At 70.2% G+C, this 21,939-nt stretch carries 24 protein-coding genes; 15 read left to right on the forward strand and 9 right to left on the reverse strand.

Annotated features, from left to right (window positions below; genetic code table 11):
• Window positions 1–32 precede the first annotated feature (32 nt).
• A complete protein-coding gene (locus ACZ4Z4_RS01715; RefSeq protein WP_468320742.1) occupies window positions 33–824 on the reverse strand; it encodes an acetoacetate decarboxylase family protein in 792 nt (263 codons plus the stop codon).
• Between the two features lie 306 nt (window positions 825–1,130).
• Between ACZ4Z4_RS01715 and ACZ4Z4_RS01720 the strand changes: the two genes are divergently transcribed.
• Both ACZ4Z4_RS01720 and ACZ4Z4_RS01725 read left to right on the forward strand, forming a co-directional pair.
• Window positions 1,131–2,438, forward strand: coding sequence for a glutamine synthetase family protein (locus ACZ4Z4_RS01720; protein ID WP_468322054.1), 1,308 nt, complete (start codon window positions 1,131–1,133; stop codon window positions 2,436–2,438).
• Window positions 2,422–3,771: a cytochrome P450 gene (locus ACZ4Z4_RS01725; protein ID WP_468320744.1), complete on the forward strand. Its 1,350-nt coding sequence runs from the start codon at window positions 2,422–2,424 to the stop codon at window positions 3,769–3,771. Before ACZ4Z4_RS01720 ends, ACZ4Z4_RS01725 begins: the two co-directional genes overlap by 17 nt.
• 18 nt (window positions 3,772–3,789) lie before the next feature.
• Here the strand turns inward: ACZ4Z4_RS01725 and dusB are convergent, their stop codons facing one another.
• Complete coding sequence (dusB, locus tag ACZ4Z4_RS01730) at window positions 3,790–4,929, reverse strand: tRNA dihydrouridine synthase DusB (RefSeq protein ID WP_468320746.1); 1,140 nt, start codon at window positions 4,927–4,929, stop codon at window positions 3,790–3,792.
• 107 nt (window positions 4,930–5,036) lie between these two features.
• Between dusB and ACZ4Z4_RS01735 the strand changes: the two genes are divergently transcribed.
• The 3 genes from ACZ4Z4_RS01735 to ACZ4Z4_RS01745 are packed head-to-tail and all read left to right on the forward strand — an operon-like array spanning window position 5,037 to window position 8,182.
• The gene (locus ACZ4Z4_RS01735) at window positions 5,037–6,512 is read left to right on the forward strand and encodes an MFS transporter (protein ID WP_468320749.1); all 1,476 of its coding nucleotides are present in this window, start codon (window positions 5,037–5,039) and stop codon (window positions 6,510–6,512) included.
• Window positions 6,513–6,553: 41 nt separating this feature from the next.
• Window positions 6,554–7,570 carry an aldo/keto reductase gene (locus ACZ4Z4_RS01740; protein ID WP_468320752.1) on the forward strand — a complete coding sequence of 339 codons (1,017 nt, stop codon included), beginning with the start codon at window positions 6,554–6,556 and terminating at the stop codon, window positions 7,568–7,570.
• 24 nt (window positions 7,571–7,594) lie between these two features.
• On the forward strand, window positions 7,595–8,182 hold the full coding sequence (locus tag ACZ4Z4_RS01745) for a TetR/AcrR family transcriptional regulator (protein WP_468320754.1): 588 nt from the start codon (window positions 7,595–7,597) through the stop codon (window positions 8,180–8,182).
• 14 nt (window positions 8,183–8,196) lie between these two features.
• Here the strand turns inward: ACZ4Z4_RS01745 and ACZ4Z4_RS01750 are convergent, their stop codons facing one another.
• Window positions 8,197–8,529 (reverse strand): hypothetical protein, encoded by a 333-nt coding sequence (locus tag ACZ4Z4_RS01750; RefSeq protein ID WP_468320757.1) that lies wholly within the window; start codon window positions 8,527–8,529, stop codon window positions 8,197–8,199.
• A gap of 131 nt (window positions 8,530–8,660) precedes the next feature.
• Here ACZ4Z4_RS01750 and ACZ4Z4_RS01755 point away from each other — a divergent pair, with 131 nt between their 5' ends.
• The 4 genes from ACZ4Z4_RS01755 to ACZ4Z4_RS01770 all read left to right on the forward strand — a co-directional run bounded on the left by ACZ4Z4_RS01755 (window position 8,661) and on the right by ACZ4Z4_RS01770 (window position 11,829).
• On the forward strand, window positions 8,661–9,131 hold the full coding sequence (locus tag ACZ4Z4_RS01755; RefSeq protein WP_468320760.1) for a hypothetical protein: 471 nt from the start codon (window positions 8,661–8,663) through the stop codon (window positions 9,129–9,131).
• 194 nt (window positions 9,132–9,325) lie between these two features.
• The gene (locus ACZ4Z4_RS01760; protein WP_468320763.1) at window positions 9,326–9,640 is read left to right on the forward strand and encodes a hypothetical protein; all 315 of its coding nucleotides are present in this window, start codon (window positions 9,326–9,328) and stop codon (window positions 9,638–9,640) included.
• A 94-nt stretch (window positions 9,641–9,734) separates the two neighbouring features.
• Window positions 9,735–10,949, forward strand: a complete 1,215-nt coding sequence (locus ACZ4Z4_RS01765; protein ID WP_468320766.1) for a helix-turn-helix domain-containing protein — start codon at window positions 9,735–9,737, stop codon at window positions 10,947–10,949.
• Between the two features lie 250 nt (window positions 10,950–11,199).
• The gene (locus ACZ4Z4_RS01770; RefSeq protein ID WP_468320769.1) at window positions 11,200–11,829 is read left to right on the forward strand and encodes a hypothetical protein; all 630 of its coding nucleotides are present in this window, start codon (window positions 11,200–11,202) and stop codon (window positions 11,827–11,829) included.
• 79 nt (window positions 11,830–11,908) lie between these two features.
• On the opposite strand, the gene ACZ4Z4_RS01775 is transcribed toward ACZ4Z4_RS01770, so the two are convergent.
• Window positions 11,909–12,547: a class I SAM-dependent DNA methyltransferase gene (locus ACZ4Z4_RS01775; RefSeq protein WP_468320771.1), complete on the reverse strand. Its 639-nt coding sequence runs from the start codon at window positions 12,545–12,547 to the stop codon at window positions 11,909–11,911.
• Between the two features lie 64 nt (window positions 12,548–12,611).
• The gene (locus ACZ4Z4_RS01780; protein ID WP_468320772.1) at window positions 12,612–13,304 is read right to left on the reverse strand and encodes a nitroreductase; all 693 of its coding nucleotides are present in this window, start codon (window positions 13,302–13,304) and stop codon (window positions 12,612–12,614) included.
• A 135-nt stretch (window positions 13,305–13,439) separates the two neighbouring features.
• Here ACZ4Z4_RS01780 and ACZ4Z4_RS01785 point away from each other — a divergent pair, with 135 nt between their 5' ends.
• Window positions 13,440–14,045: a TetR/AcrR family transcriptional regulator gene (locus tag ACZ4Z4_RS01785; RefSeq protein ID WP_468320775.1), complete on the forward strand. Its 606-nt coding sequence runs from the start codon at window positions 13,440–13,442 to the stop codon at window positions 14,043–14,045.
• Window positions 14,046–14,090: 45 nt separating this feature from the next.
• Here the strand turns inward: ACZ4Z4_RS01785 and ACZ4Z4_RS01790 are convergent, their stop codons facing one another.
• The gene (locus ACZ4Z4_RS01790; RefSeq protein WP_468320778.1) at window positions 14,091–14,516 is read right to left on the reverse strand and encodes a VOC family protein; all 426 of its coding nucleotides are present in this window, start codon (window positions 14,514–14,516) and stop codon (window positions 14,091–14,093) included.
• A gap of 78 nt (window positions 14,517–14,594) precedes the next feature.
• Here ACZ4Z4_RS01790 and ACZ4Z4_RS01795 point away from each other — a divergent pair, with 78 nt between their 5' ends.
• Window positions 14,595–15,407 (forward strand): helix-turn-helix domain-containing protein, encoded by an 813-nt coding sequence (locus ACZ4Z4_RS01795; protein ID WP_468320781.1) that lies wholly within the window; start codon window positions 14,595–14,597, stop codon window positions 15,405–15,407.
• A gap of 42 nt (window positions 15,408–15,449) precedes the next feature.
• On the opposite strand, the gene ACZ4Z4_RS01800 is transcribed toward ACZ4Z4_RS01795, so the two are convergent.
• Entirely contained in the window at window positions 15,450–16,832 is a 1,383-nt protein-coding gene (locus ACZ4Z4_RS01800) for a glycine--tRNA ligase (RefSeq protein ID WP_468320784.1), read from the reverse strand.
• Between the two features lie 197 nt (window positions 16,833–17,029).
• On the opposite strand from ACZ4Z4_RS01800, the gene ACZ4Z4_RS01805 reads away from it, so the two are divergent.
• The 4 genes from ACZ4Z4_RS01805 (at window position 17,030) to ACZ4Z4_RS01820 (ending at window position 20,203) form a co-directional block, all read left to right on the forward strand.
• On the forward strand, window positions 17,030–18,001 hold the full coding sequence (locus ACZ4Z4_RS01805) for a metal ABC transporter substrate-binding protein (RefSeq protein WP_468320787.1): 972 nt from the start codon (window positions 17,030–17,032) through the stop codon (window positions 17,999–18,001).
• Between the two features lie 29 nt (window positions 18,002–18,030).
• On the forward strand, window positions 18,031–18,822 hold the full coding sequence (locus tag ACZ4Z4_RS01810; RefSeq protein WP_468320790.1) for a metal ABC transporter ATP-binding protein: 792 nt from the start codon (window positions 18,031–18,033) through the stop codon (window positions 18,820–18,822).
• A gap of 17 nt (window positions 18,823–18,839) precedes the next feature.
• The gene (locus ACZ4Z4_RS01815) at window positions 18,840–19,730 is read left to right on the forward strand and encodes a metal ABC transporter permease (RefSeq protein WP_468320793.1); all 891 of its coding nucleotides are present in this window, start codon (window positions 18,840–18,842) and stop codon (window positions 19,728–19,730) included.
• Window positions 19,731–19,801: 71 nt separating this feature from the next.
• The gene (locus ACZ4Z4_RS01820; protein ID WP_362999757.1) at window positions 19,802–20,203 is read left to right on the forward strand and encodes a Fur family transcriptional regulator; all 402 of its coding nucleotides are present in this window, start codon (window positions 19,802–19,804) and stop codon (window positions 20,201–20,203) included.
• 62 nt (window positions 20,204–20,265) lie between these two features.
• Here the strand turns inward: ACZ4Z4_RS01820 and ACZ4Z4_RS01825 are convergent, their stop codons facing one another.
• A complete protein-coding gene (locus ACZ4Z4_RS01825; protein WP_468320797.1) occupies window positions 20,266–21,093 on the reverse strand; it encodes an isoprenyl transferase in 828 nt (275 codons plus the stop codon).
• Between the two features lie 51 nt (window positions 21,094–21,144).
• A complete protein-coding gene (recO, locus tag ACZ4Z4_RS01830; RefSeq protein ID WP_468320800.1) occupies window positions 21,145–21,897 on the reverse strand; it encodes a DNA repair protein RecO in 753 nt (250 codons plus the stop codon).
• Between the last annotated feature and the right edge of the window lie 42 nt (window positions 21,898–21,939).

The raw sequence follows: 21,939 nt of genomic DNA on the forward strand, positions 1-21,939 counted from the left end.
CGTGCTCACGTGCTGGTCGGCCGAGCCGACGTCTAGAGCTCTCGCTCCAGCAGCGTCCCCCCGTTCCAAGTGACGCCCACCTGACGGTAGTACGCGCCGATCGGCTCCTCGACGGTGAGCGCCGCCAGCTCCTCCGTGGGCGCCTCGAAGAGGTCGAGCTCGGCCTCGCCCGCCCAGGCCTGGCCGCCCTCGAACGCCGCGGCGCCCGACTCGATCAGCTCGTCCAGGGCGAGGCCCTTGCCGTCGATGGAGGGGAGTTGGCGGTGGTGGGCCATGGGGTGGGCGTTGACGAAGCCGTTGGTGGGCGAGGGGGCGCGCAGGGTGACCACCGCCTGGGCGAGGCGGTGGTCGGCGGCGGCGAGAGTGGCGCCGAAGACCGCGCCGGGTTCGATGCGGGGGGCGGGACCGTAGGGGTGGGGGCGGGTGAGGTGGATGGATCCGAGCTTCTTCGGGTAGCCCTGGTGGTTGCCGCGGGCGATGGCGAAGTCCTTGTCGACCCAGATGTAGACACAGCGGGAGTACGTACGGCCGCGGTAGGCGCAGCGGACGACCGCGAAGCACTCCTTGTACTGGGCGCGGACGGGGTCGAGGAGTTCGGCCCCGCCGGCACCACAGGACTGCCAGTCGGCCCAGATGACGGCGACCGCGCCGGGGTCGTCCGGGGCGGGGTCGAGGGGGGCGGGGAGGAGTTCGCGGACGCGGGCCGGGTCGGTGCGGTACTCGACCGTGAGGAGGTCGCCGGAGTAGTGCCAGGGGGGTGGGGGCACGACGGCGGCCCTGCCGGTGGCGCTCTTGGGCGGCAGGAATCCCCTGAGTCCGGCCATGGCCAGCCCCTTCCGCGACTCGTTTGGTCCCGTACGGTACGCCTGGATGTGGCGCCCTGTCACCGGGGCGTGGAGCGGGCGGCCGACCGGCACCCGCCCTCTTGCGGCGACGCCCCATCCCTTTCTATCGTTTGAGGTCAAACAACCCTCCGCGCATCGCACCCCAGAAAGGCTGGGCCACGGGTGAGTGAAGCGAGCGCACCATTCCAGGGCGGGGCCACCCGGGAAACCCAGGACACCGCCACCCACGTCCAGGACACCGGCACCCACGTCACCGAAACCGTCGAGGCCCTCCGCGCCGCCGGCATCGACATCGTCCGCGTCGTCTACCCCGACCTCCTCGGGGCGGACCGCGGTCGCGACGTCCTCGTCGGACAGCTGCCGGGCGCCTGCGAGCACGGGCTCACCTTCTGCCGCGCCGTCTACCACACCAGCCCCAGGGGCGACGTCGTCCCCGTCGCGGGGGGACTCGACGCGGGGCTCCCCGACATCTGCGTACAACCGGATCTGCGCACGCTCAAGCCGCTGCCGTGGGAGCCCGGGGTCGCCTGGTGCCTGGGCGACAGTCTCGATCCGCTCACGGGAGCACCCGCCGCCGAGTCGCCCCGCGCCCTGCTGCGCCGGGTCCTCGACCGGGCGGGGCAGTACGTGGGGGACGACGGCGTATCGGTCGTCGTAGGACCCGAGTTGGAGTACTTCCTGTGCGACGCCTCCCCCGCCGCCGCGTCGGGCTGGGTGCCCTACGGCGGCGCCACGGGCAACGTGTACAGCGCCGGGCGGCGCGGCGACCCCGACGGACATCTGCTGCGCACACTCCGGCTGTTGCGCGAGCTCGGCATCGGCGTCATCGCGGGGAACCACGAGTTCGACGGCGGGCAGTTCGAGATCAACCTCGACCACTCGGGGGCCTTGGACGCCGCCGACCGCGCCTTCTTCTTCAAGGCCGCCGTCAAGGAGGCCGCCCGCCACGAGGGGCGGCTCGCGACCTTCATGGCCAAGCCCTTCAACGGGCTCGGCGGGTCCGGGTTCCACGCGCATCTGTCCCTGGTCGACGCCGACGGGCGGAACGTCTTCGACGATCCGCGGGACGGTCGCGGCCTCTCCGCCACCGCCCGGCACGCCGTCGGCGGCGTCCTGCGGCACGCGCCCGCACTCACCGCCCTGCTGAATCCGACCGTCAACTCCTACAAGCGCTTCGGGCCCGACACCCTCGCGCCCTGGCTGATCGACTGGGGTCTCGACAACCGCAGCGCCATGGTCCGCATACCGCCCGAGCGCGGCGCCGGGACCAGGCTGGAGCTGCGCCTCGGCGACGCGTCCGCCAACCCGTACCTCCTGGTCGCGGGCACCGTCGCCGCCGTCCTGCTCGGGCTGCGCGACAAGCCCGAACCGCCCGCGCCGCTGGAGGGTTACGGATACGACGAGTCCTCGGCGGCCCGGCTGCCCGCGACCCTCCCCGCCGCCCTCGACGCCCTGGAAGCGGATGAGGCGCTCACCGGGCTGCTGGGCGAAGGGTTCGTGCGGGCCTTCCTGACGTACAAGCGCAATGAGGTGGAGCGCTATCAACTGGCGGTCACGGACTGGGAGTTCGGCGAGTATGCGTTTCTCATCTGAGCGGGCCGAGCAGACTGAGCGGGTCGAACAGGCGAAGCAGGCCGAGCGGGTTGAGCGGAGCGAGCGGGCTCGGGGCGGCGAGCCCCTGACCCTCGCCGACGTCGACCTCTCCGACAACGACCGGTTCACCGACCGGGAGCTGCCCTGGCGGATGTTCGACGTGCTGCGCCGCGAGGACCCCGTCCACTGGCAGCCCGAACCCCCGCCCAACTCCGGTTTCTGGGCGGTCACCCGGCACGCCGACATCGTGCGGGTCGACCGTGACCCCGAGACCTTCACCTCCGAGCGGTTCACCAACCTGGAGGAGGTGGACGAGGACTACATCGCCCTGCGCCGTTCCCTCCTGGAGACCGACGGGCTGCGGCACCGGGCCATGCGACTCATTTTGCAGAAACGGTTCACGCCGCGGGCCGTCGCGACGTACGAGACGTTCCTGCGCGGGCTCACGGCGCGCACGCTCGACGCCGCCCTGCCCAAGGGGACGTTCGACTTCGTGCGGGAGGTGTCCGCCGACTTCCCCATCAACGTGCTCGCGCGCATGCTCGACGTCCCCGCGGAGGACACGCAGCGGCTCATCGACTGGGGCAACCGCATCATCGGCAACACCGACCCCGACTACGCGGACGTGCTGCTGGAGAGCGAGGAGAGCGAGCGGTACCGCAACCTGCCGTTCCGGTCGCCCGCGGCTCTCGAAGTCTTCGCGTACGGAAGGGAGTTGGCCACCCGGCGACGGGGCGGGAGCGGGGACGACCTCGTGAGCGCCCTGGTGAACAGCTCGCCCCGGGACGGCGTGCCGCTCTCCTCCACCGACTTCGACAACTACTTCCTGCTGCTCGTCGTCGCCGGCAACGAGACCACCCGGCACGCCATCTCGCACTCCATGCTCGCCCTCATCGAGCACCCGGCGGAGCGGGACCGGCTCGTCCGCGATCCCTCGCTCATACCGAACGCCGTCGAGGAGTGCCTGCGCTGGGCCTCGCCCGTCTACCACTTCCGGCGGACGGCGACCCGCGACGTCGAGCTCGGCGGCAAGCGGATCAGGGCGGGCGACAAGGTCGTGCTGTGGTTCGCCTCCGGCAACCGGGACGAGGACGTCTTCCCCGATCCGTACCGCTTCGACGTCACCCGCGAGAACAACGACCACGTCACCTTCGGCAAGGGCAGCCCGCACTTCTGCCTCGGCAACTCCCTAGCCCGCCTGGAGATGCGGGTCATGTTCGAGGAGCTGCTGCCGCGGCTGGCGGACATCCGGGTCGCCGGGGAGGTGCGGCGCGTGCGGTCCAACTTCGTCAACGGGATCAAGGAGCTGCCCGTGACGGTGACGCTCACGTAGTGGGCGTACGGGGGCGGTTCAGCCGCCCGACGTGTCCAGCTCCGCGTCCTCGCTGATGCCCGCGCAGTCGTACGGGTCCTTCAGCCAGCCGTCGGGCAGCACCACGCGGTTGTTTCCGGAGGTACGCCCACGGGGCCCGTCGGCGCCGACGGGCCAGGGCTGGTCCAGGTCCAACTCGCCGAGCCCGTCCTCCAGTTCGGCGAGCGACGACGTGATGGCGAGCCGCTTGCGCATCTCCGACCCGACGGCGAAGCCCTTCAGATACCAGGCCACGTGCTTGCGGAAGTCGATGACGCCGCGCGCCTCGTCCCCGATCCACTCACCGAGCAGCGTCGCGTGCCGCAGCATGACCTTCGAGACCTCGCGCAGGTCGGGGGCCTTGGGCGCGCCGGTGCCCTCGAAGGCGGCGACCAGGTCGCCGAAGAGCCAGGGGCGGCCCAGGCAGCCGCGGCCGACGACGACGCCGTCGCAGCCGGTCTCGTCCATCATGCGGACCGCGTCCGCCGCGGACCAGATGTCGCCGTTGCCCAGCACCGGGATCTCCGGCACGTGCTCCTTCAGGCGGGCGATGGCGTCCCAGTCGGCGGTCCCGCCGTAGTGCTGGGCGGCGGTGCGGCCGTGCAGGGCGATCGCCGTGACGCCCTCCTCGACCGCGATGCGGCCCGCGTCCAGGAAGGTGATGTGGTCGTCGTCGATGCCCTTGCGCATCTTCATGGTGACGGGCAGGTCACCGGCGCCGCTGACGGCCTCGCGGAGGATGGCGCGGAGCAGCGGGCGCTTGTACGGGAGCGCGGAGCCGCCGCCCTTGCGGGTGACCTTGGGGACGGGACAGCCGAAGTTCAGGTCGATGTGGTCGGCGAGGTCCTCCTCCGCGATCATGCGGACGGCCTTGCCGACGGTCGCGGGGTCGACGCCGTACAGCTGGATCGAGCGCGGCTTCTCCGTCGCGTCGAAGTGGATCAGCTGCATGGTCTTCTCGTTGCGCTCGACCAGGGCGCGCGTGGTGATCATCTCGCTGACGAAGAGACCCTTGCCGCCGCTGAACTCCCGGCACAGCGTCCGGAACGGCGCGTTCGTGATGCCCGCCATGGGGGCGAGCACGACGGGCGGCTGCACGGTGTGCGGGCCGATCGACAGGGGCTGCGGCTGGGACGGCATCGATGATCTCCGGGACGGACGACGGGACCCTCTATTGTCCCTCACTCTTCGGGCGGCCTTGCCGGGGTCTCCGGAGAGCCAGCGCCATCCCGTCGTACCGTCGAAAGATGCCCGATGAACTTACCCGCGGTCACCGCGAGGAGCTCCCCCACCGCCGGCGCATGCTCGTGCTCGCGATCTGCTGCACCAGTCTGCTCATCGTCACCCTCGACAACACGGTCCTGAACGTCGCGCTGCCGACCCTCCAGAAGGAGTTCGACGCGAGCGTCTCGGGCATGCAGTGGACGGTCGACGCGTACACGCTCGTCCTCGCCTCCCTCCTCATGCTGGCGGGCTCGACCGCCGACCGGATCGGCCGCCGCAAGGTCTTCGTGACGGGCCTGGTCGTCTTCACCCTCGGCTCGGCGCTCTGCTCACTCGCCCCCAGCCTCGAACTCCTCGTGATCTTCCGCATGATGCAGGCGGTCGGCGGCTCGATGCTCAACCCGGTCGCGATGTCGATCATCACCAACACGTTCACCGACCCGCGCGAGCGGGCCCGCGCCATCGGCGTCTGGGGCGGCGTGGCGGGCATCTCCATGGCGGCGGGCCCGCTGGTCGGCGGGGTGCTCGTGGACACGGTCGGCTGGCGCTCGATCTTCCTGGTCAACCTGCCGGTGGGCCTCGCCGCCCTCCTCCTCACCCTCCGGTACGTCCCCGAGTCCCGCGCCCCGAAGCCGCGCCGCCCGGACCCGGTCGGGCAGCTCCTCGTGATCACGCTGCTCGGCGCGCTGACGTTCGCGATCATCGAGGCGCCGCGCGCAGGCTGGACGTCACCGCTGATCCTCGGCTCCGCGGGCGTCGCGGCGGCCGGCCTCGCCGGACTGCTCCGGTACGAGCCGCGCCGCGCCGAGCCCCTCATCGACCTGCGGTTCTTCCGGTCGGCGCCGTTCAGCGGCGCGACGGTGATCGCGGTCTGCGCGTTCGCCTCCCTCAGCGGCTTCCTCTTCCTCTCGACGCTCTACCTCCAGGACGTACGCGGTCTCGACGCGCTGCACGCCGGGCTGTGGATGCTGCCGATCGCGGCCATGGCCCTGGTCTGCGGTCCGCTCTCGGGCCGCCTGGTGGGCAGCCGCGGCCCGCGGGTCCCGCTGCTGATCGCGGGGGTGACGATGACGGCCTCGGGGATCCTCTTCGCCGCGTTCGAGGCGGAGTCCTCCGGCGGGCCCCGCCTGGCCGGCTACATCCTCTTCGGCCTCGGCTTCGGCTTCGTGAACGCGCCGATCACCAACACGGCCGTCTCCGGGATGCCGCGCGCCCAGGCGGGCGTCGCCGCGGCGGTGGCCTCCACGAGCCGCCAGATCGGCACGACCCTCGGCGTCGCGGTGATCGGCGCGGTCCTGGCATCGGGCATCGCGTCTTCTTCGTACGCGGAGGACTTCACGGAGGCGAGCCGCCCGGCCTGGTGGGTCCTCGCGGGCTGCGGTCTCGCGGTGCTGGGCGTCGGGGCGGTGACGAGCGGCAGGTGGGCGCGGGAGTCGGCGGGGAGGGCGGCGGAGCGGCTGGAGGTGGGCGCCAGATGCAAGACACCCGGTGACAAGTGACAGATATTGAAATCTGTCACTTGTCATGCGAGGGTGGAGGCATGCGTACTCTCACTCTCGGCACGACCGGCCCCCGCACCTCCGCCCTCGGCCTCGGCTGCATGGGCATGTCCGCGCTCTACGGAGAGGCGGACCGCTCGGAGTCCATCGCGACCATCCACGCGGCGCTCGAAGCGGGTGTGACCCTCCTCGACACCGGCGACTTCTACGCCATGGGGCACAACGAACTCCTGATCGGCGAGGCCCTGCGCACGGCCCCCGCCGCCCACCGCGAGCAGGCACTCACCAGCGTCAAGTTCGGCGCCCTGCGGGACCCGGACGGCGGCTGGTCGGGCTACGACGGCCGCCCGGCCGCGGTCAAGAACTTCGCCGCCTACTCCCTCCAGCGCCTCGGCGTCGACCACATCGACGTCTACCGCATCGCCCGCATCGATCCGGACGTCCCGGTCGAGGAGACGGTGGGCGCCATCGCGGAGCTGGTCGAGAAGGGTTACGTGCGGCACATCGGCCTCTCCGAGGTCGGCGCCGCGACGATCCGCCGGGCGGCCGCCACGGCTCCCGTCTCGGACCTCCAGATCGAGTACTCCCTGATCTCGCGCGGCATCGAGTCCGAGATCCTGCCGACGGCCGCGGAACTGGGCATCGGCGTGACGGCGTACGGGGTGCTCTCGCGCGGCCTGATCTCCGGCCACTTCACCCGCGACCGCAAGCTGGCGGCGAACGACTTCCGGTCGATGAGCCCCCGCTTCCAGGGCAAGAACCTCGACCGCAACCTCGACCTGGTCGAGGCGCTGCGGAAGATCGCCGACCAGAAGGGTGTCAGCGTCGCGCAGACCGCGATCGCCTGGGTCCTGGCGCAGGGCCCGCGACACGGGGCGTCGATCGTGCCGCTGGTGGGCGCCCGTACGCGCGCTCGCCTGGACGAGGCGCTCGCCGCGCTGGACGTGACGCTCGACGCAGCGGACCTGGCGGCGATCGAAGCGGCCGTCCCGGCGGACGCGGCGGCGGGCGCCCGCTACCCGGACTCGCAGATGGCACACCTCGACAGCGAGCACTGATCCATCCCCGGGTACGGTCTAGCCATGGCAGCGACCACGGCTCCCCTGACCCCCGAGCGCATCCTCGAAGCGACCGAGGAGGTGCTGCGCAGGCACGGCGCGGCCAAGGCGACGGTGGTCGACGTGGCCCGCGCCCTCGGGGTGAGCCACGGCACGGTGTACCGCCACTTCCGTACGAAGACGGAGCTGCGCGGCGCGGTGACGCGGCGCTGGCTGGACCGTACGTCGGAGAAGCTCTCCGGCATCGTCACCGGCACGGAGGCCCCCGAGGCGAAGCTCCGCCACTGGCTGGCGGCCCTCTTCGACGCGAAGCAGCACAAGGCCGGCGACGACCCGGAACTCTTCGCCACGTACTCGGTGTTGGTCGACGAGAACAGCGACGTGGTGGACGACCACATCGCGGACCTCACGTCCCAACTCACCACGATCATCCAAGAGGGCGTGGAGGCGGGGGACTTCACGTCCCCCGCCCCCGAGGTCTCGGCCCGCGCGATCTTCGACGCGACAAGCCGCTTCCACGACCCCGCCTACGCAGCCCACTGGTCCCGCCCGGGCATCGAGGACGACTTCACAGCGGTCCTCGACCTCACCCTGCGCGGCCTGCGCGCCTGACGCCGGCTACCGGGCTACCGGCGCCCCAGCAGCCGAGGATCCACCTCACCCTGCCGCACGATGATCTCCACGACACCGTTGTCCGGCCCTCCTCCAGCACTCCGGAGAGCACGACGCACAGCGGCGACAGCGATATCGGCCGCTTCACCGGGCATCACGGCCTTGACCTGCAACGTGGCCCCGACCGAAAAGAAGTCACCGGCATATCCGTGGGAGGTGGCGGTAGGCACGAACTCATACTCCGGCTCACTCGCCATCACACCGAGCATGCCCTCCTGAAGAACAGCCCACTCGCCGTCGGTGACATCTAGCAACAGCTGAACATCAACTTCCCAGTCCTTGCTCACGACGGGGACACACTCCTTCACATCCGCCTACTCGGGGACCGTAACATCGCAGGGCTCACGCACGACCTGAGCACAGCCAACCACGATCACACCCACCAGCACCCGGCTCAGGAACGCTCTACGGTGCATCCATGTGGACGACACTTGCGGCGACCCTCTTAGGAGCGTGCATAGCCACCGGATCATCTCTACTGATCGAGTCGCGCCGGGACAAGCGCGCCGCAGTCGCCGAGTGGCGCCAGGCGCGCCGCGAACTGTACGGATCATTCCTCACCGAACTCACCAAGGCCCGGAGCGAGTTGTGGACGCTCAGCCGAAATGACCACATGGCGAACCAGGAGCGGGCAGTGGCGGCGCGATCGCTCTTCGCCGGCTGCTACGAGCAGCGCTATCAGCTGGAGGTCTTCGCACCACGGAGCGTCGTGGAGCCGGCCTTGGCCTACTTCCGCAGCATGCGCAGACTTCGCGACGCTGTAGGACGCGGACTTCGCTGGGAAGACCCCGAACGCCCGACGCACAACGACGCCGTGATCCAGGCCCTGCACGCGACCCGAGACGCGATGCGCCTGGACATGAGGACTGACGCGATGCGTACCGATTGACGCTCCCGCAGGCCACCCAGACGCGCTTTTCGAACGCGCGCTTGCAATAGGAACATAAGCGCTTGAACGACGCAGAGTGCAATACCTATGGAGGAGCGCGAACCAATGAAATTTTCTCCCTGGCTTCTCCGTATCGCTTCCCACCCAGGCGCGCTTTCGGTCACACTTGAAGCCTGGTCAAGCAAGGGGGGACCATGAGCGGTTCACATCTCAATGCTCCGATTCAAGCCCGCATGTACGCGAAGACGCTGCACAAGGTGATTTGGGTCGTCGCGATCGTGGTGTCAGCAGGCCTTCTGGCGCCGCCGCTGTTTTTCATCGCGGCCAAGAAGCGAGTTGTCAGCACGGCAGTCCCGGTGATCTACGCAGTAATCATCTACGGCGCGGTCATCGTGGCGACGATCCTCGGAAACTCGAGGAACTGGGAAGGACTCGTTCTCACCATCACAATGATTTTCGCTGCCGTACACGCCGCCATCCTCGATACCGACTGGAAGCCGGGAAGGTGACCTTCTAGGCGCCGAGTCCAGCGAAGAACTCCTGCGGTATGGCGTAGCTGTACTTGGACGCCAGCCCAGTTGGGGAGCCACGTACCGTGGCTGCGTGGGAAACGATGACTTGGGGCGGAATCTGCGGCGGCTTCGGCGGCTGGCGTCGTTGACGCAGGAGGAGTTGGCCGAGCGGTCCGGCGTGTGTGTGGATGTGATTCGGCAGCTTGAGCAGCGGCGGAAGCATTCGGCTCGGTTGCCCACGCTGCACGCGCTGGCGAATGGGCTCGGTGTGGAGCTGACGACGCTCCTCGGTGATCCTCCTGCCGTCTCCTCGACGGGGGAGAACGACGGGCCCCGCTTCGTGGCGGTGCGGCGCGCCATCATGCCGGCGCTCGGAGGGCCGGAACCGGAGCCGCCCGGGCCCGGCTTCTCGCTCGATGTCCTGCGCGAGCAGATCGCGGAGGGGTGGACGCAGTACCACGCTGCCGAGTTCGACACCGTGATGAAGGCGCTGCCCGAGATGATCGCGGATGCGCGCGCAGCCACCGCCTCGGGAGACCAGGACGACCGGGACATTGGATTTGCCGCGTTGGGGAAGGCTCTTCAGCTCGCCGGGCACGTGGCCGTACGGATGGGGAAGACCGACCTCGCGCTCATCAGCCTGGAGCGGGCCATCGACGCGGCGGACCGCTCCGCCGATCCGCTGCTGCGGCCCATAATCGTCAACTCCGTCGCGTGGACGTATCAGCGGCAAGGCCGACTCGGTGACGCCCTGAGCGTTGCCCTGCGCGCTGCGGACGCCGTCGTCCTCGGCGGTTACACGGAGAGCGCCGACGGGCTGAAGGTCTGGGGTGCGCTGACCATGTCCGCGGCCACGTCCGCCGCGCGCAGCAATGACTACGAGCGTGCGGCGGAGCTGATGGAGCACGCCGAGAAGGAAGCCCAGCGGGTGTCCAAGTTGCCGCCGGGCAGCGACAGCCGCATGGTCAGCGTGTTCAGCCCGTCATCGGTACGGATCGAGCGCGTGCGTCTGGCCGTTCAGTACGGTCGCCCGCAGGAGGCCCTGACGCTGGCCAAGGGCATGCGTCTGGGCAAGGACGTGCCCGCGTCCTGGCGGACCTGGCTGCTGTTGGATGTGGCCCGGGCCCACACCGACCTCGGTGACGCGGCCGGCGCGGTGAAGGCATTGGAGTCGCTTCACCGCGTGGCGCCCTCGTGGATGCAGCACCACACTCTGGCCGTGGCCATCGTGCGCGATCTGTGGGCGCTCCCCCATCACCCGCCGGGCCTGCGGCAGTTGGCGGAGCTCTTGGGCGTAGCCGAATAGCGTCGGCGAGCAGCGCCGTCGAATAGCGTCGCGAAAGTAGGACGCCACATCCCTGTCACGCTCTGTGGCGGGCCGATTCCATGGGTGGGTCAGCGCTCGGGCGGTCGCGTGAACGGCCCCCGGGCACGGCCGACCAGCAAGAGCAAGGAGTCGACGTGGCCGACAAGACCAGCCGACCGCCGATCACGGAAGCCCCAGCCCCGGTTCCGGCTCCGGCTCCGGCTCCGGCTCCGGCCGCGATCCTGAGCGCATGGTTCGCGCACAGCCAGCTCGCCCCGGGCAGGCCTGCCGGGAGTGGGCGGAAACCGGTGTGGCGCTGTTGCCGCTCGGCGGCCGGTTCGATGCCGTCCGCCTTCCCGAGGCGTTGGTGCACGCGGCCGTCGGTGTCACCGCTCGGCAGGCGGTCAGCGCCCGCCTCGCCTGGCTCATCGCAGGGCCTGCCCTCTACGACGGCCGCACAGTGGGAGGCAGCTACTACGCGTTGATGGAGCCATGGCGCGACCGTATGTGGAAGCACCAGAACTGCGCGCCGCGGCTGGGCCGCGGGACCTACCTCGGCGTGCCGAGGCTCGACCGCACGGGGCCTCCCGGCCCGTACTGGATCGTGCGGCCGCGCTTCGAGGGCGACCTGTGCGAGCCCGCCACCGTGGCTGCCGTCATCCGCCTCGGGCAGAGCGCGGACGTCGAAGACCCGGTGGCGAGTGCGCCGACACCGGTTGCGACAGTTCGCCGTGTGGAGCTCGTCTACCAGAGCTATCTCGCACATCTGGACCACTGCCTTCCATGCCAGACAGAGACAGACCCATGCGCCGACGGAGAACGGATGCGACGCGCACTTCGGGCCGTACGACGGGCCGGCTCGCGAGCGGATACGCCCTGAACCGGTCGCCCGTTGAGTCAGCACTCCGAGCCCGACCCAGGCGTCCCCGCGCCCAGGCCAGGGCTGGCTGGCACCCGATCTACCCCTTGCGCATCAACAAGCACCCCCGCCGAAACCGCTCCCCCTCCCCCGGCTCCCGCAGCAAGCGGCCCAGTTCGGTGAAGCCGGCCTCGCGGGCGAGGCCCGCCAGTGCGTCGATCGGCCAGCGGTACGCCGTCGTCACCTTGTGGTCGAAGGGGGTGAGCGGGGCGCCCTCCGACTCGAAGAAGGCGAGCAGGAGGTGGCCGCCCGGGGCGAGGACGCGGTGGAACTCCGCCAGGTACGCGGCCACGTCCCGCTCCGGGGCGTGGATCAGCGAGTACCAGGACACCGCGCCGCGCAGTGCGCCGTCCGGCAGGTCGAGCGCATCCATGGAGCCGACCTCGAACCGGATGTCCGGGTGGGTCTCGCGGGCCAGGTCGATCATCGTCGGGGAGAGGTCGATGCCGAAGACGTCCAGGCCCAGGTCGCGGAGGAGGGCGGTCACCGGGCCGGGGCCGCAGCCCAACTCCGCTACCGGGCCCGCGCCTGCGGCCCGCACATGGCCGGTGAACGCCGTGAGCATCGCGTGGTCCAGGGAGGGGCTGCGGAGGTCGTCTCGGGGCATTCCCGCGTACACGGTGGCGATGGCGTCGTAGGCGTCCGCCGTCGTACTGAGGTGCGTGGAGGATACAGTCACGAGAGAGGACCCTAGGGCCTCCCTCTGACATTCCGGCATTCGGCACGGACACCGTAGGCGGGCGCTACGCGTGGAAGGCTGTCGTCGACTCCAGGGCCGCCCGCCCCGTCGTGACCCTGTTCACCGGCGCGCCCTCTTCGGCATAGCCGAAGGAGACTCCCACCAGCAATCGGCCCTCCGTGACGCCGAGTTCGGCCCGGACCGTCTCGGCGTAGAAGCTGAGCAGTCCCTGCGGGCAGCTGTCCACGCCGTATGCGGCCATGGCCAGGAGGAGCGTCTGTAGGTATGCGCCTACGTCGGCGGCCAGTCGCGCCCCGCCGTCCCCCGTGACGAAGAGGAACGCGGCATGGGGCGCACCGTAGAAGCGCAGGCTCTCCGCGTCGTAGGCCGCGCGTGCCGCGTGGTCGTCGGGGCCGATGCCCAGGGCTCCGTACAGTTCCGCGCCGAACGCCGCCCGCCGCTCCTGGTGGACGGGGGCGTACATGCCCTCCGAGTACGGGAAGTCGGTCGAGGTGCGCTGTTCGGCGTGGGCCGCCCGCAAGGCGTCCGCCAGGCGTTCGCGCCTCGCGCCGCTGACCACCTCGACCCGCCACGGCTGCGCGTTGGAGTTGGAGGGCGCGGTGCCGGCGAGAGCGAAGATCGCACGCATGGTGTCGTCGGGCACGGCCTCGGGGCGGAACGCGCGCGTCGCGTGGCGTCCGCGTATCAGCTTCTCCGCGTAGTCGCTCAACTCGGTGGGAACCACCAGCCCGTTCATAGAACTCAACTCTCCTCACGGCTCAAGGGCGCCAGTTACGTAGACAGATCGAGTTAAGTAAACGTTTGCGTTTACTTGGGGTGTCACTGTAGCCGGTCCCCCTCTCCTAAGTAAACGGGCGCGTATACTTTCCTCATGAGTACGGTGACGACGGCCGCCCGGCGGCAGGGGCGCGGAGGGCGCGAGCGCATCCTGGCCGCCGCCGCCCAACTGTTCGCGACGCAGGGGATCAACGCGACCGGCATGGAACAGGTCGCCGAGCAGGCACCGGTGTCCAAGCGCACCCTCTACGCGCACTTCCGGACCAAGAGCGACCTGGTCGTCGCCCACCTTCAGGACCTCGCCTCGTCCGGCGGGACCCTGGAGAGCGCGCTGACGCGCGAGGACATCCCGGCGAGGGAGCGGATCCTCGCGCTGTTCGTCCTGCCCGCGGCGGACGCGGCGCCAGTACGCGGATGCCCGTTCATCGACGCCGCGGCCGAGTTCCCCGACCCGCGGAGCGCCGTCCACTCCTACGCCCGCGAACAGAAGTTGCTGATGGTGCGGCTGGTGACCGCGCTGGTGACGGAGCTGGGCTGCCGCGAGCCCGCCGCGCTCGCCGAACAACTCGTCACCCTCGCGGACGGGGCCGCCAGCCGCGCCATGGTGCTGGGCGACGCGGACTACGGACGACACGCGCGGGCAGCGGCCGAGGTGCTCCTGGACAACGCCCTGTCGGGCAGCACGGCCAGCACGGGCTGACGCGGACGACCTCCGTCCGGGCCGGCCCCTCGCCGCCGACTCCCCCTACAGCCCCTCCTCCGTCGGCCTGTGCTCCACGTACTCGATCACCGTGCCGTCGCGGTGGCGCGCCGTGAAGCCCGAGCCCGTGGGGACCTTGATCAGGGGCTCCGTGATCTCCGCGCCCTCCGCCGCCAGGCGGGTCAGGTACGCCTGGGCCGAGTCCACGAGCAGCGTGCCGTCGATGGCGCGGAAGGGCGCCAGGGTCTCCTCCGCGCCCTCGATCAGGAGGAACGCTCCGACCACGGCCAGGTTCAGCCCCTTCTCCGGGTACGCGAACCACATGTCCCGTTCCGTGCCGAGCAGGCGCTCGTAGGACGCCGCCAGCGCGTCGAGTGTGCCGGGGGCCGTGTAGACGCGGATGAAGGGGCGGGGTGCGGTCAGGTCGGAGGAGTCGTTGCGGTGGCGCCACATGGTGGGGGTCTTCGTCATGGGCTCAGCCTCGGACCCGGCGGGCGCCGCAACCAGGCAGGCGTTCAGGGGGGTGACTTCAGGTCATACGCTGGGCATATGGCGACCACCACGGCAACCACCCCTCTGAGCACCGGACTTGGCGGGTTTCTGCGCGCCCACCGCGAGCGGCTCTCCCCCGGTGACGTCGGGCTGCCCGCCACCGCCCGGCGCCGCACCCCGGGGCTGCGCCGTGAGGAGGTCGCCGCGCTCTCCGGTGTCTCCGTCGCCTGGTACACCTGGCTGGAGCAGGGGCGCGTGGACGCCTCCCGGCAGGTGCTCGACGCCGTCGCCCGCGCCCTGCGCCTCGACGACGCCTCCCACCGGCACGCCCTCGCCCTCGCCGGGTTCGCCCCCGGTGCGACGGCCCCCCACACCCCGTACGACCCGAACCTCCGCGCCCTGATCGACAGTTGGCCCCACAGCCCGGCGCTGCTCCTCGGGCCCGCCCTCGACATCCTCGCCTGGAACAGCGCCTACGCCGACGTATGGCCCGATCCCTCGGGGCTCCCCGAGGAGCGGCGCAATCTGCTGCTCCTGCTCGTCGGGGACGAACGGCACCAGCAGGCGCTGCCCGGCTGGGAGTCCGTCGCCATGGACCTCTACCGGCACCTGCGCACCCGCGCGGACCGCCACCCCGGCGACGGGGCCTTCCAGCGGCTCACCGACCGGCTCGCGGCCGCGCGGCCGGACCTGGACGACTGGTGGGCCTGCCGGTCGGTCGGGGACTTCGCCTCACGCACCGTCGAGATCACGCCACGAGACGACGGCACACCGCAGCCGTACGCCATGAACCTCCTGCTCGCCCCGCACCCGCAGGACACCACGGTCCTCGTACTGACCCCCGCACCACGGAAGCCCCCAGTTCCATGATCCGGAACCGGGGGCTTCGCGCACTGTCACTCAGTCGACGTGTCAGCAGCCCACGAGACGCGTCGCGAGGTAGCCCTCGATCTGGTCGAGGGAGACGCGCTCCTGCTTCATGGTGTCGCGCTCGCGCACCGTCACCGCGTTGTCGTCGAGGGTGTCGAAGTCGACCGTCACGCAGTACGGCGTGCCGATCTCGTCCTGGCGGCGGTAGCGGCGGCCGATGGCGCCCGCGTCGTCGAACTCGATGTTCCAGTTCTGGCGGAGGGCGGTGGCGAGGCCCTTGGCCTTCGGGGAGAGCTCCGGGTTGCGCGAGAGCGGCAGGACCGCGACCTTGACCGGCGCGATGCGGTGGTCGAAGCGCATGACCGTGCGCTTCTCCAGCTTGCCCTTGGCGTTCGGGGCCTCGTCCTCGATGTAGGAGTCGAGGAGGAAGGCGAGCATCGTGCGGCCGACGCCGGCCGCGGGCTCGATGACGTACGGAGTCCAGCGCTCGCCGGCCTCCTGGTCGAAGTAGGACAGGTCCTGGCCCGACGCCTTGGAGTGTGCGGTCAGGTCGTAGTCCGTGCGGTTGGCGACGCCTTCCAGCTCGCCCCACTCGCTGCCGCCGAACTGGAAGCGGTACTCGATGTCAGCGGTGCGCTTGGAGTAGTGGGAGAGCTTCTCCTTCGGGTGCTCGTACCACCGCATGTTCTCCTCGCGCAGGCCCAGGCCGGTGTACCAGTTCCAGCGCTGCTCCATCCAGTACTCCTGCCACTTCTCGTCCTCGCCCGGCTTGACGAAGAACTCCATCTCCATCTGCTCGAACTCGCGGGTGCGGAAGATGAAGTTGCCGGGCGTGATCTCGTTGCGGAAGGACTTGCCCATCTGCGCGATGCCGAACGGCGGCTTGCGGCGCGAGGTCTGCTGGACCTGGGCGAAGTTGGTGAAGATGCCCTGCGCGGTCTCGGGGCGCAGGTAGGCGACGGAGCCGCTGTCCTGCGTGGGGCCGAGGTGCGTGGCGAGCATGCCGGAGAACTGCTTGGGCTCGGTGAACTGGCCCTTGGTGCCGCAGTTGGGGCAGTTGATGTCCGCGAGGCCGTTGGCCGGCGGGCGGTTGTGCTTGGCCTCGTAGGCCTCTTCCAGGTGGTCGGCGCGGTGGCGCTTGTGACAGGAGAGGCACTCGGTGAGCGGGTCGGAGAAGGTCTTGACGTGGCCGGAGGCCTCCCAGACCTCGCTCGCCAGGATCACCGACGAGTCGATACCGACGACGTCCTCGCGCGAGGTGACCATGTAGCGCCACCACTGGCGCTTGAGGTTCTCCTTCAGCTCGACGCCCAGCGGTCCGTAGTCCCAGGCGGCGCGCTGACCGCCGTAGATCTCACTACAGGGAAAAACGAAGCCACGGCGCTTGCTGAGGCTGACGATGGTGTCGATCTTGTCGGCGGCCACGGTGCTCTCTTCATTACGACGGCGGACGAAGCGATGACTGCCGGAGCAGCGGCTTCGGGAGCGAATGCTTCAGGTTACCGGCGGCCTTACCCCCCTAATCAAATCGGTTCCCCGTACCCGTCCCCGCGCACTCCTCGCGAGGGCCCGCGCGGAGGCCTTGTTGACAATCGTTTCCACATTTGTTGAAAATGAGTGTCATGAACGTACGACGCCTGATACCCACCGCCGCCCTTGCCTCCGCCACGGTCCTCGGCCTCACGGCGCTGACCGCCTGCTCCACCTCCGCCGCGGACGACAAGGACGGCAAGCTGGACGTCGTGGCGTCGTTCTACCCCATGCAGTACCTCGCGGAGCAGATAGGCGGCGACCACGTCTCCGTCACCACACTCACCGAGCCCGGCCAGGAGCCGCACGACCTCGACGTCTCCGCCAAGCAGCGCGGCGAGCTGGAGGAGTCCGACGTCGCCCTCTACCTCAAGGGCCTTCAGCCCGCCGTCGACGACGCGATCGACCAGTCCGGCATCAGGACCAAGGTCGACGCCGCCTCGCTGACCAGCACGGAGAAGCACGGCAACGAGGTCGGCGGGCACGCCGACGAGCACGAGGAGGAGGGGCACGAGGGCCACGGCCACGGCCACTCCCACGAAGGCGCCGACCCCCACATCTGGCTCGACCCGGTGAAGTACGCCGAGGTCGCCGAGGGCGTCGGCAAGGCCCTGGAGAAGGCCGACCCGGACAACGCGGCGACGTACAAGAAGAACACCGCGAAGCTCGTGAAGAAGCTGAACGGCCTGGACAAGTCCTTCGAGAACGGCCTGAAGACCACCAAGAACAAGGTCTTCATCACCACCCACGCCGCCTTCGGCTACCTCGCCGAGCGGTACGGCCTCACCGAGGAGGCCATCAGCGGCCTCGACCCCGAGGGCGAGCCCAGCGCCAAGCGCGTCAAGGACCTCCAGAAGATGGCGAAGGCCGACGGCGTCACCACCGTCTTCTACGAGACCCTCGTCAGCGACGAGACGGCGAAGACCCTCGCCAAGGACACCGGCCTGAAGACCGATGTGCTCGACCCCATCGAGGGCATCACCGGCAAGTCCAGGGGCGACGACTACATCCAGGTCATGGAGTCCAACCTCAAGGCCCTCCAGAAGGCCCTGGGCGCCAAGTGACACCCCCTGTGGTTACGGAGGCACGAGCCATGAGCAAGAACGCCGGCACCGGTGAAGGCAGCGGCGAAGCCGTCATATCCCTGCACAAGGTGACGGCCGAGCTCGGCTCCCGCCCCGTGCTGCGCGGCATCGACCTCACCGTGCGCCGCGGTGAGGTCGTCGCCCTGCTCGGCGCCAACGGCTCGGGCAAGTCCACCGCCGTCCGCACGGTCATCGGGCAGGTCCCCGTCACCGGCGGCGACGTCGAGATCTTCGGCACCCCGCGCCGCCGCTTCCGCGACTGGGCCCGCGTCGGGTACGTCCCGCAGCGCACCACCGCCGCGGGCGGCGTGCCCGCCACCATCACCGAGGTCGTCACCTCCGGGCGGCTCTCCCGCGCCCGCCTCGGCATCCTGCGTAAAGCCGACCGCGAGGCCGTCGCCCGCGCCATCGACCTGGTGGGCCTCACCGACCGCGCCAAGGACTCCGTCAACGCGCTCTCCGGCGGCCAGCACCAGCGGGTCCTGATCGCCCGCGCGCTGGCCTCCGAGCCCGAGCTGCTGATCATGGACGAGCCGATGGCGGGCGTCGACCTCGCCAGCCAGGAGGTCCTCGCGGCCACCCTGCGCCAGCAGGTCGCCCAGGGCACCTCCGTCCTCCTCGTCCTGCACGAGCTCGGCCCCCTGGAGCCGCTGATCGACCGTGCCGTGGTGCTGCGCGACGGCTGCGTCCTGCACGACGGACCGCCCCCACGCGCCGTCGGCCAGCACGCCCTGCCCGGCCACGACCACGTCCACCCGCACACCGACGCGGAGCCGGTCCGTACCGGCCTGCTCACCTGAGGACGCGAGAGTCAGCCATGGAACTCCTCAACTACGCCTTCATGCAGCGGGCCCTGCTCGCCGCCGTCCTCGTCGGCATCACCGCGCCCGCCGTCGGCATCTACCTCGTCCAGCGCCGCCAGGCCCTGATGGGCGACGGCATCGGCCACGTGGCGATGACCGGCGTCGGCCTCGGCTTCCTGCTCTCCACCTCCCCGGTGTGGATGGCGACGGCGGTCGCAATCGTCGGCGCCGTCGTCATGGAGCTGATCCGCTGGTACGGCAAGACGCGCGGCGACATCGCCCTGGCCATGCTGTTCTACGGCGGTATGGCGGGCGGCGTCATGTTCATCAACCTCGCCCCCGGCGGGTCGAACGCGAACCTCCAGTCGTACCTCTTCGGCTCGCTCTCGACGGTCTCCGAGGAGGACGTCTCGGCGATCTGCCTGCTCGCCGCGTTCGTGGTCCTCGTCACGGTCGGGCTGCGCCGCCAGCTCTTCGCGGTCAGCCAGGACGAGGAGTTCGCCCGCGTCACCGGCCTGCCGGTCCGCGCCCTCAACCTGCTCACCGCCGTCACCGCCGCCGTCACGGTCACCGTCGCCATGCGCGTCGTGGGCCTGCTCCTGGTCTCCGCGCTGATGGTGGTGCCGGTGGCGGCCGCGCAGCAGCTCACCAAGAGTTTCGCGGTGACCTTCGTGGTCGCGGTGGCGATCGGCGTCGCGGTGACGCTCGGCGGCACCGTCACCTCGTACTACCAGGACGTGCCGCCCGGCGCGACGATCGTGCTCCTGACCATCGGGGTCTTCATCGTCCTGACGGTCCTCGCGACGCCGCTGGCCAGGCGCAGAGCGCGGGCCGCGGCCGCCGCGGAGGCGGCCGGCGACCCCGCGGAGTGCTCGGTACCGGCCCAGCCGGTGGTCAAGGCCTGACCCGGGTCCGGGCCGACCTGGCACAATGGCCCGGCAAGGCCCAGACCAGAGCGTGACGCGAGGAGGCAACCGTGGGAGCCCCGGTTCGAGGCAGGTCGACCCGCCAGCGTGCGGCGGTGGCCGCGGCACTCGACGACGTGGACGAGTTCCGCAGCGCCCAGGAGCTGCACGACATGCTCAAGCACAAGGGCGACTCGGTCGGTCTGACCACGGTCTACCGCACCCTCCAGTCCCTCGCCGACGCCGGTGAGGTCGACGCCCTGCGCACCAACGACGGCGAGACGGTCTACCGCCGCTGCTCCACCGGCGACCACCACCATCACCTGGTCTGCCGCGTCTGCGGCAAGGCCGTCGAGGTCGAGGGCCCCGCAGTCGAGAAGTGGGCCGAGGCGATCGCCGCGGAGCACGGCTTCGTGAACGTGGCGCACACGGTGGAGATCTTCGGCACGTGCCAGGAGTGCGCGAGCAAGTAGGCGTACGTACGGGGAGGGGCCCGCACCGTCGGCGCGACGGTGCGGGCCCCCCACTTTCTCTGTCATGCCTTGCTGTTGGCGATCTGCTCCTCGTTCGGGATCGCGCCGCCGAAGCGGCGGTCCCGCGAGGCGTATTCGAGGCAGGCGCGCCACAGGTCGCGGCGGTCGAAGTCCGGCCACAGGACGTCCTGGAAGACCATCTCGGCGTAGGCGCTCTGCCACAGCAGGTAGTTGGAGGTGCGCTGTTCGCCGGAGGGGCGCAGGAAGAGGTCGACGTCCGGCATGTCCGGGTAGTACAGGTACTTCGCGAACGTCTTCTCGTTGATCTTGGACGGGTTGAGCCGGCCCGCCTTCACGTCCTCGGCGATGGCCTGGGCCGCGTCGGCGATCTCGGCGCGGCCGCCGTAGTTCATGCAGAAGTACAGGGTCAGCTTGTCGTTGTCCTTGGTCTGCTCCTGGGAGATCTCCAGCTCCCTGGCGACCGACTTCCACAGCTTGGGCATCCGGCCCACCCAGCGCACCCGCACGCCGAGGTCGTCGAGCTGGTCGCGGGTCTTGCGGATGAAGTCGCGGTTGAAGTTCATCAGGAACTTCACCTCGTCCGGGGAGCGCTTCCAGTTCTCCGTGGAGAAGGCGTAGAGCGAGATCGCGCCGACACCCATCTCGATGCTGCCCTGAAGCACGTCGAGGACGCGCTCGGCGCCGACCTTGTGCCCCTCGGTGCGCGGCAGGCCGCGGTCCTTCGCCCACCGGCCGTTCCCGTCCATGACGATCGCCACGTGCTGCGGGACCAGCTCACCGGGGATCTTCGGCGGCCGCGCGCCCGAGGGGTGGGGCTCGGGCAGCTGATACTCACGGCGGGACCGTCCGAGGATTCCGCGTCGTGCCATGGGGGGCTCTCTCTCCTACCTAGCTGTTCGCGCACGCGACGTACTCACCGCTCACGTGCCTTTCTCTACGTACCGCAAAGAACGCAGTCCGCGCTCCAAGTGCCAGTGCAGATAGGCGGAAACAAGCCCGCTGCCCTCCCTGGCGTGCCGCGCCTCGCACGCGTCCGCCGTCTCCCAGTCGCCGGTGAGCAGCGCGCCGAGCAGCGTCAGCGTCTCCGTCGACGGTACGACGCTGCCGGGCACCCGGCAGTCGACGCAAATCGAGCCGCCCGCCGCGACGGAGAAGAAACGGTTCGGTCCCGGCATGCCGCACTTGGCGCAGTCGGTGAAGCTGGGCGCGTAGCCGTTCACGGCGAGGGAGCGGAGCAGGAAGGCGTCGAGGACGAGGTGCGGGGCGTGTTCGCCGCGCGAGAGGACGCGCAGCGCGCCGACGAGCAGCAGATACTGCTGCACCGCGGGCTCCCCCTCGTGATCGGTGAACCGCTCGGCGGTCTCCAGCATGGCCGTCCCGGCGGTGTAGCGCGCGTAGTCGGTGACGATCCCGCCACCGTACGGAGCGATGGTCTCGCTCTGCGTGCACAGGGGCAGCCCGCGCCCGACGAGCTCGCTTCCGCGCGCGAAGAACTGCACGTCGACGTGGGAGAACGGCTCCAGCCGGGCCCCGAACTTGGACTTGGTCCGCCGCACCCCGCGCGCGACGGCGCGGACGCGCCCGTGACCGCGGGTGAGCAGCGTGATGATGCGGTCGGCCTCACCGAGCTTCTGCGTCCGCAGGACGATCCCGTCGTCCCTGAAGAGACTCATCGCCCGCCACCCGGCTTCCGGGTGCGCAGCACGATGCCGACT

The sequence above is a fragment of the Streptomyces sp. NPDC030245 genome (genome assembly GCF_055572995.1).

Coding starts and splice junctions, on each gene's coding strand:
- ACZ4Z4_RS01810 (WP_468320790.1), top strand. CDS start 18,031: ATGAGCAAGAACGCCGGCACCGGTGAAGGCAGCGGCGAAGCCGTCATA.
- ACZ4Z4_RS01735 (WP_468320749.1), top strand. CDS start 5,037: ATGCCCGATGAACTTACCCGCGGTCACCGCGAGGAGCTCCCCCACCGC.
- ACZ4Z4_RS01790 (WP_468320778.1), bottom strand. CDS start 14,516: ATGACGAAGACCCCCACCATGTGGCGCCACCGCAACGACTCCTCCGAC.
- ACZ4Z4_RS01755 (WP_468320760.1), top strand. CDS start 8,661: ATGTGGACGACACTTGCGGCGACCCTCTTAGGAGCGTGCATAGCCACC.
- ACZ4Z4_RS01760 (WP_468320763.1), top strand. CDS start 9,326: ATGAGCGGTTCACATCTCAATGCTCCGATTCAAGCCCGCATGTACGCG.
- ACZ4Z4_RS01815 (WP_468320793.1), top strand. CDS start 18,840: ATGGAACTCCTCAACTACGCCTTCATGCAGCGGGCCCTGCTCGCCGCC.
- ACZ4Z4_RS01780 (WP_468320772.1), bottom strand. CDS start 13,304: ATGAACGGGCTGGTGGTTCCCACCGAGTTGAGCGACTACGCGGAGAAG.
- ACZ4Z4_RS01770 (WP_468320769.1), top strand. CDS start 11,200: ATGGTTCGCGCACAGCCAGCTCGCCCCGGGCAGGCCTGCCGGGAGTGG.
- dusB (WP_468320746.1), bottom strand. CDS start 4,929: ATGCCGTCCCAGCCGCAGCCCCTGTCGATCGGCCCGCACACCGTGCAG.
- ACZ4Z4_RS01725 (WP_468320744.1), top strand. CDS start 2,422: ATGCGTTTCTCATCTGAGCGGGCCGAGCAGACTGAGCGGGTCGAACAG.
- ACZ4Z4_RS01715 (WP_468320742.1), bottom strand. CDS start 824: ATGGCCGGACTCAGGGGATTCCTGCCGCCCAAGAGCGCCACCGGCAGG.
- ACZ4Z4_RS01795 (WP_468320781.1), top strand. CDS start 14,595: ATGGCGACCACCACGGCAACCACCCCTCTGAGCACCGGACTTGGCGGG.
- ACZ4Z4_RS01825 (WP_468320797.1), bottom strand. CDS start 21,093: ATGGCACGACGCGGAATCCTCGGACGGTCCCGCCGTGAGTATCAGCTG.
- ACZ4Z4_RS01740 (WP_468320752.1), top strand. CDS start 6,554: ATGCGTACTCTCACTCTCGGCACGACCGGCCCCCGCACCTCCGCCCTC.
- ACZ4Z4_RS01805 (WP_468320787.1), top strand. CDS start 17,030: ATGAACGTACGACGCCTGATACCCACCGCCGCCCTTGCCTCCGCCACG.
- ACZ4Z4_RS01745 (WP_468320754.1), top strand. CDS start 7,595: ATGGCAGCGACCACGGCTCCCCTGACCCCCGAGCGCATCCTCGAAGCG.
- ACZ4Z4_RS01785 (WP_468320775.1), top strand. CDS start 13,440: ATGAGTACGGTGACGACGGCCGCCCGGCGGCAGGGGCGCGGAGGGCGC.
- recO (WP_468320800.1), bottom strand. CDS start 21,897: ATGAGTCTCTTCAGGGACGACGGGATCGTCCTGCGGACGCAGAAGCTC.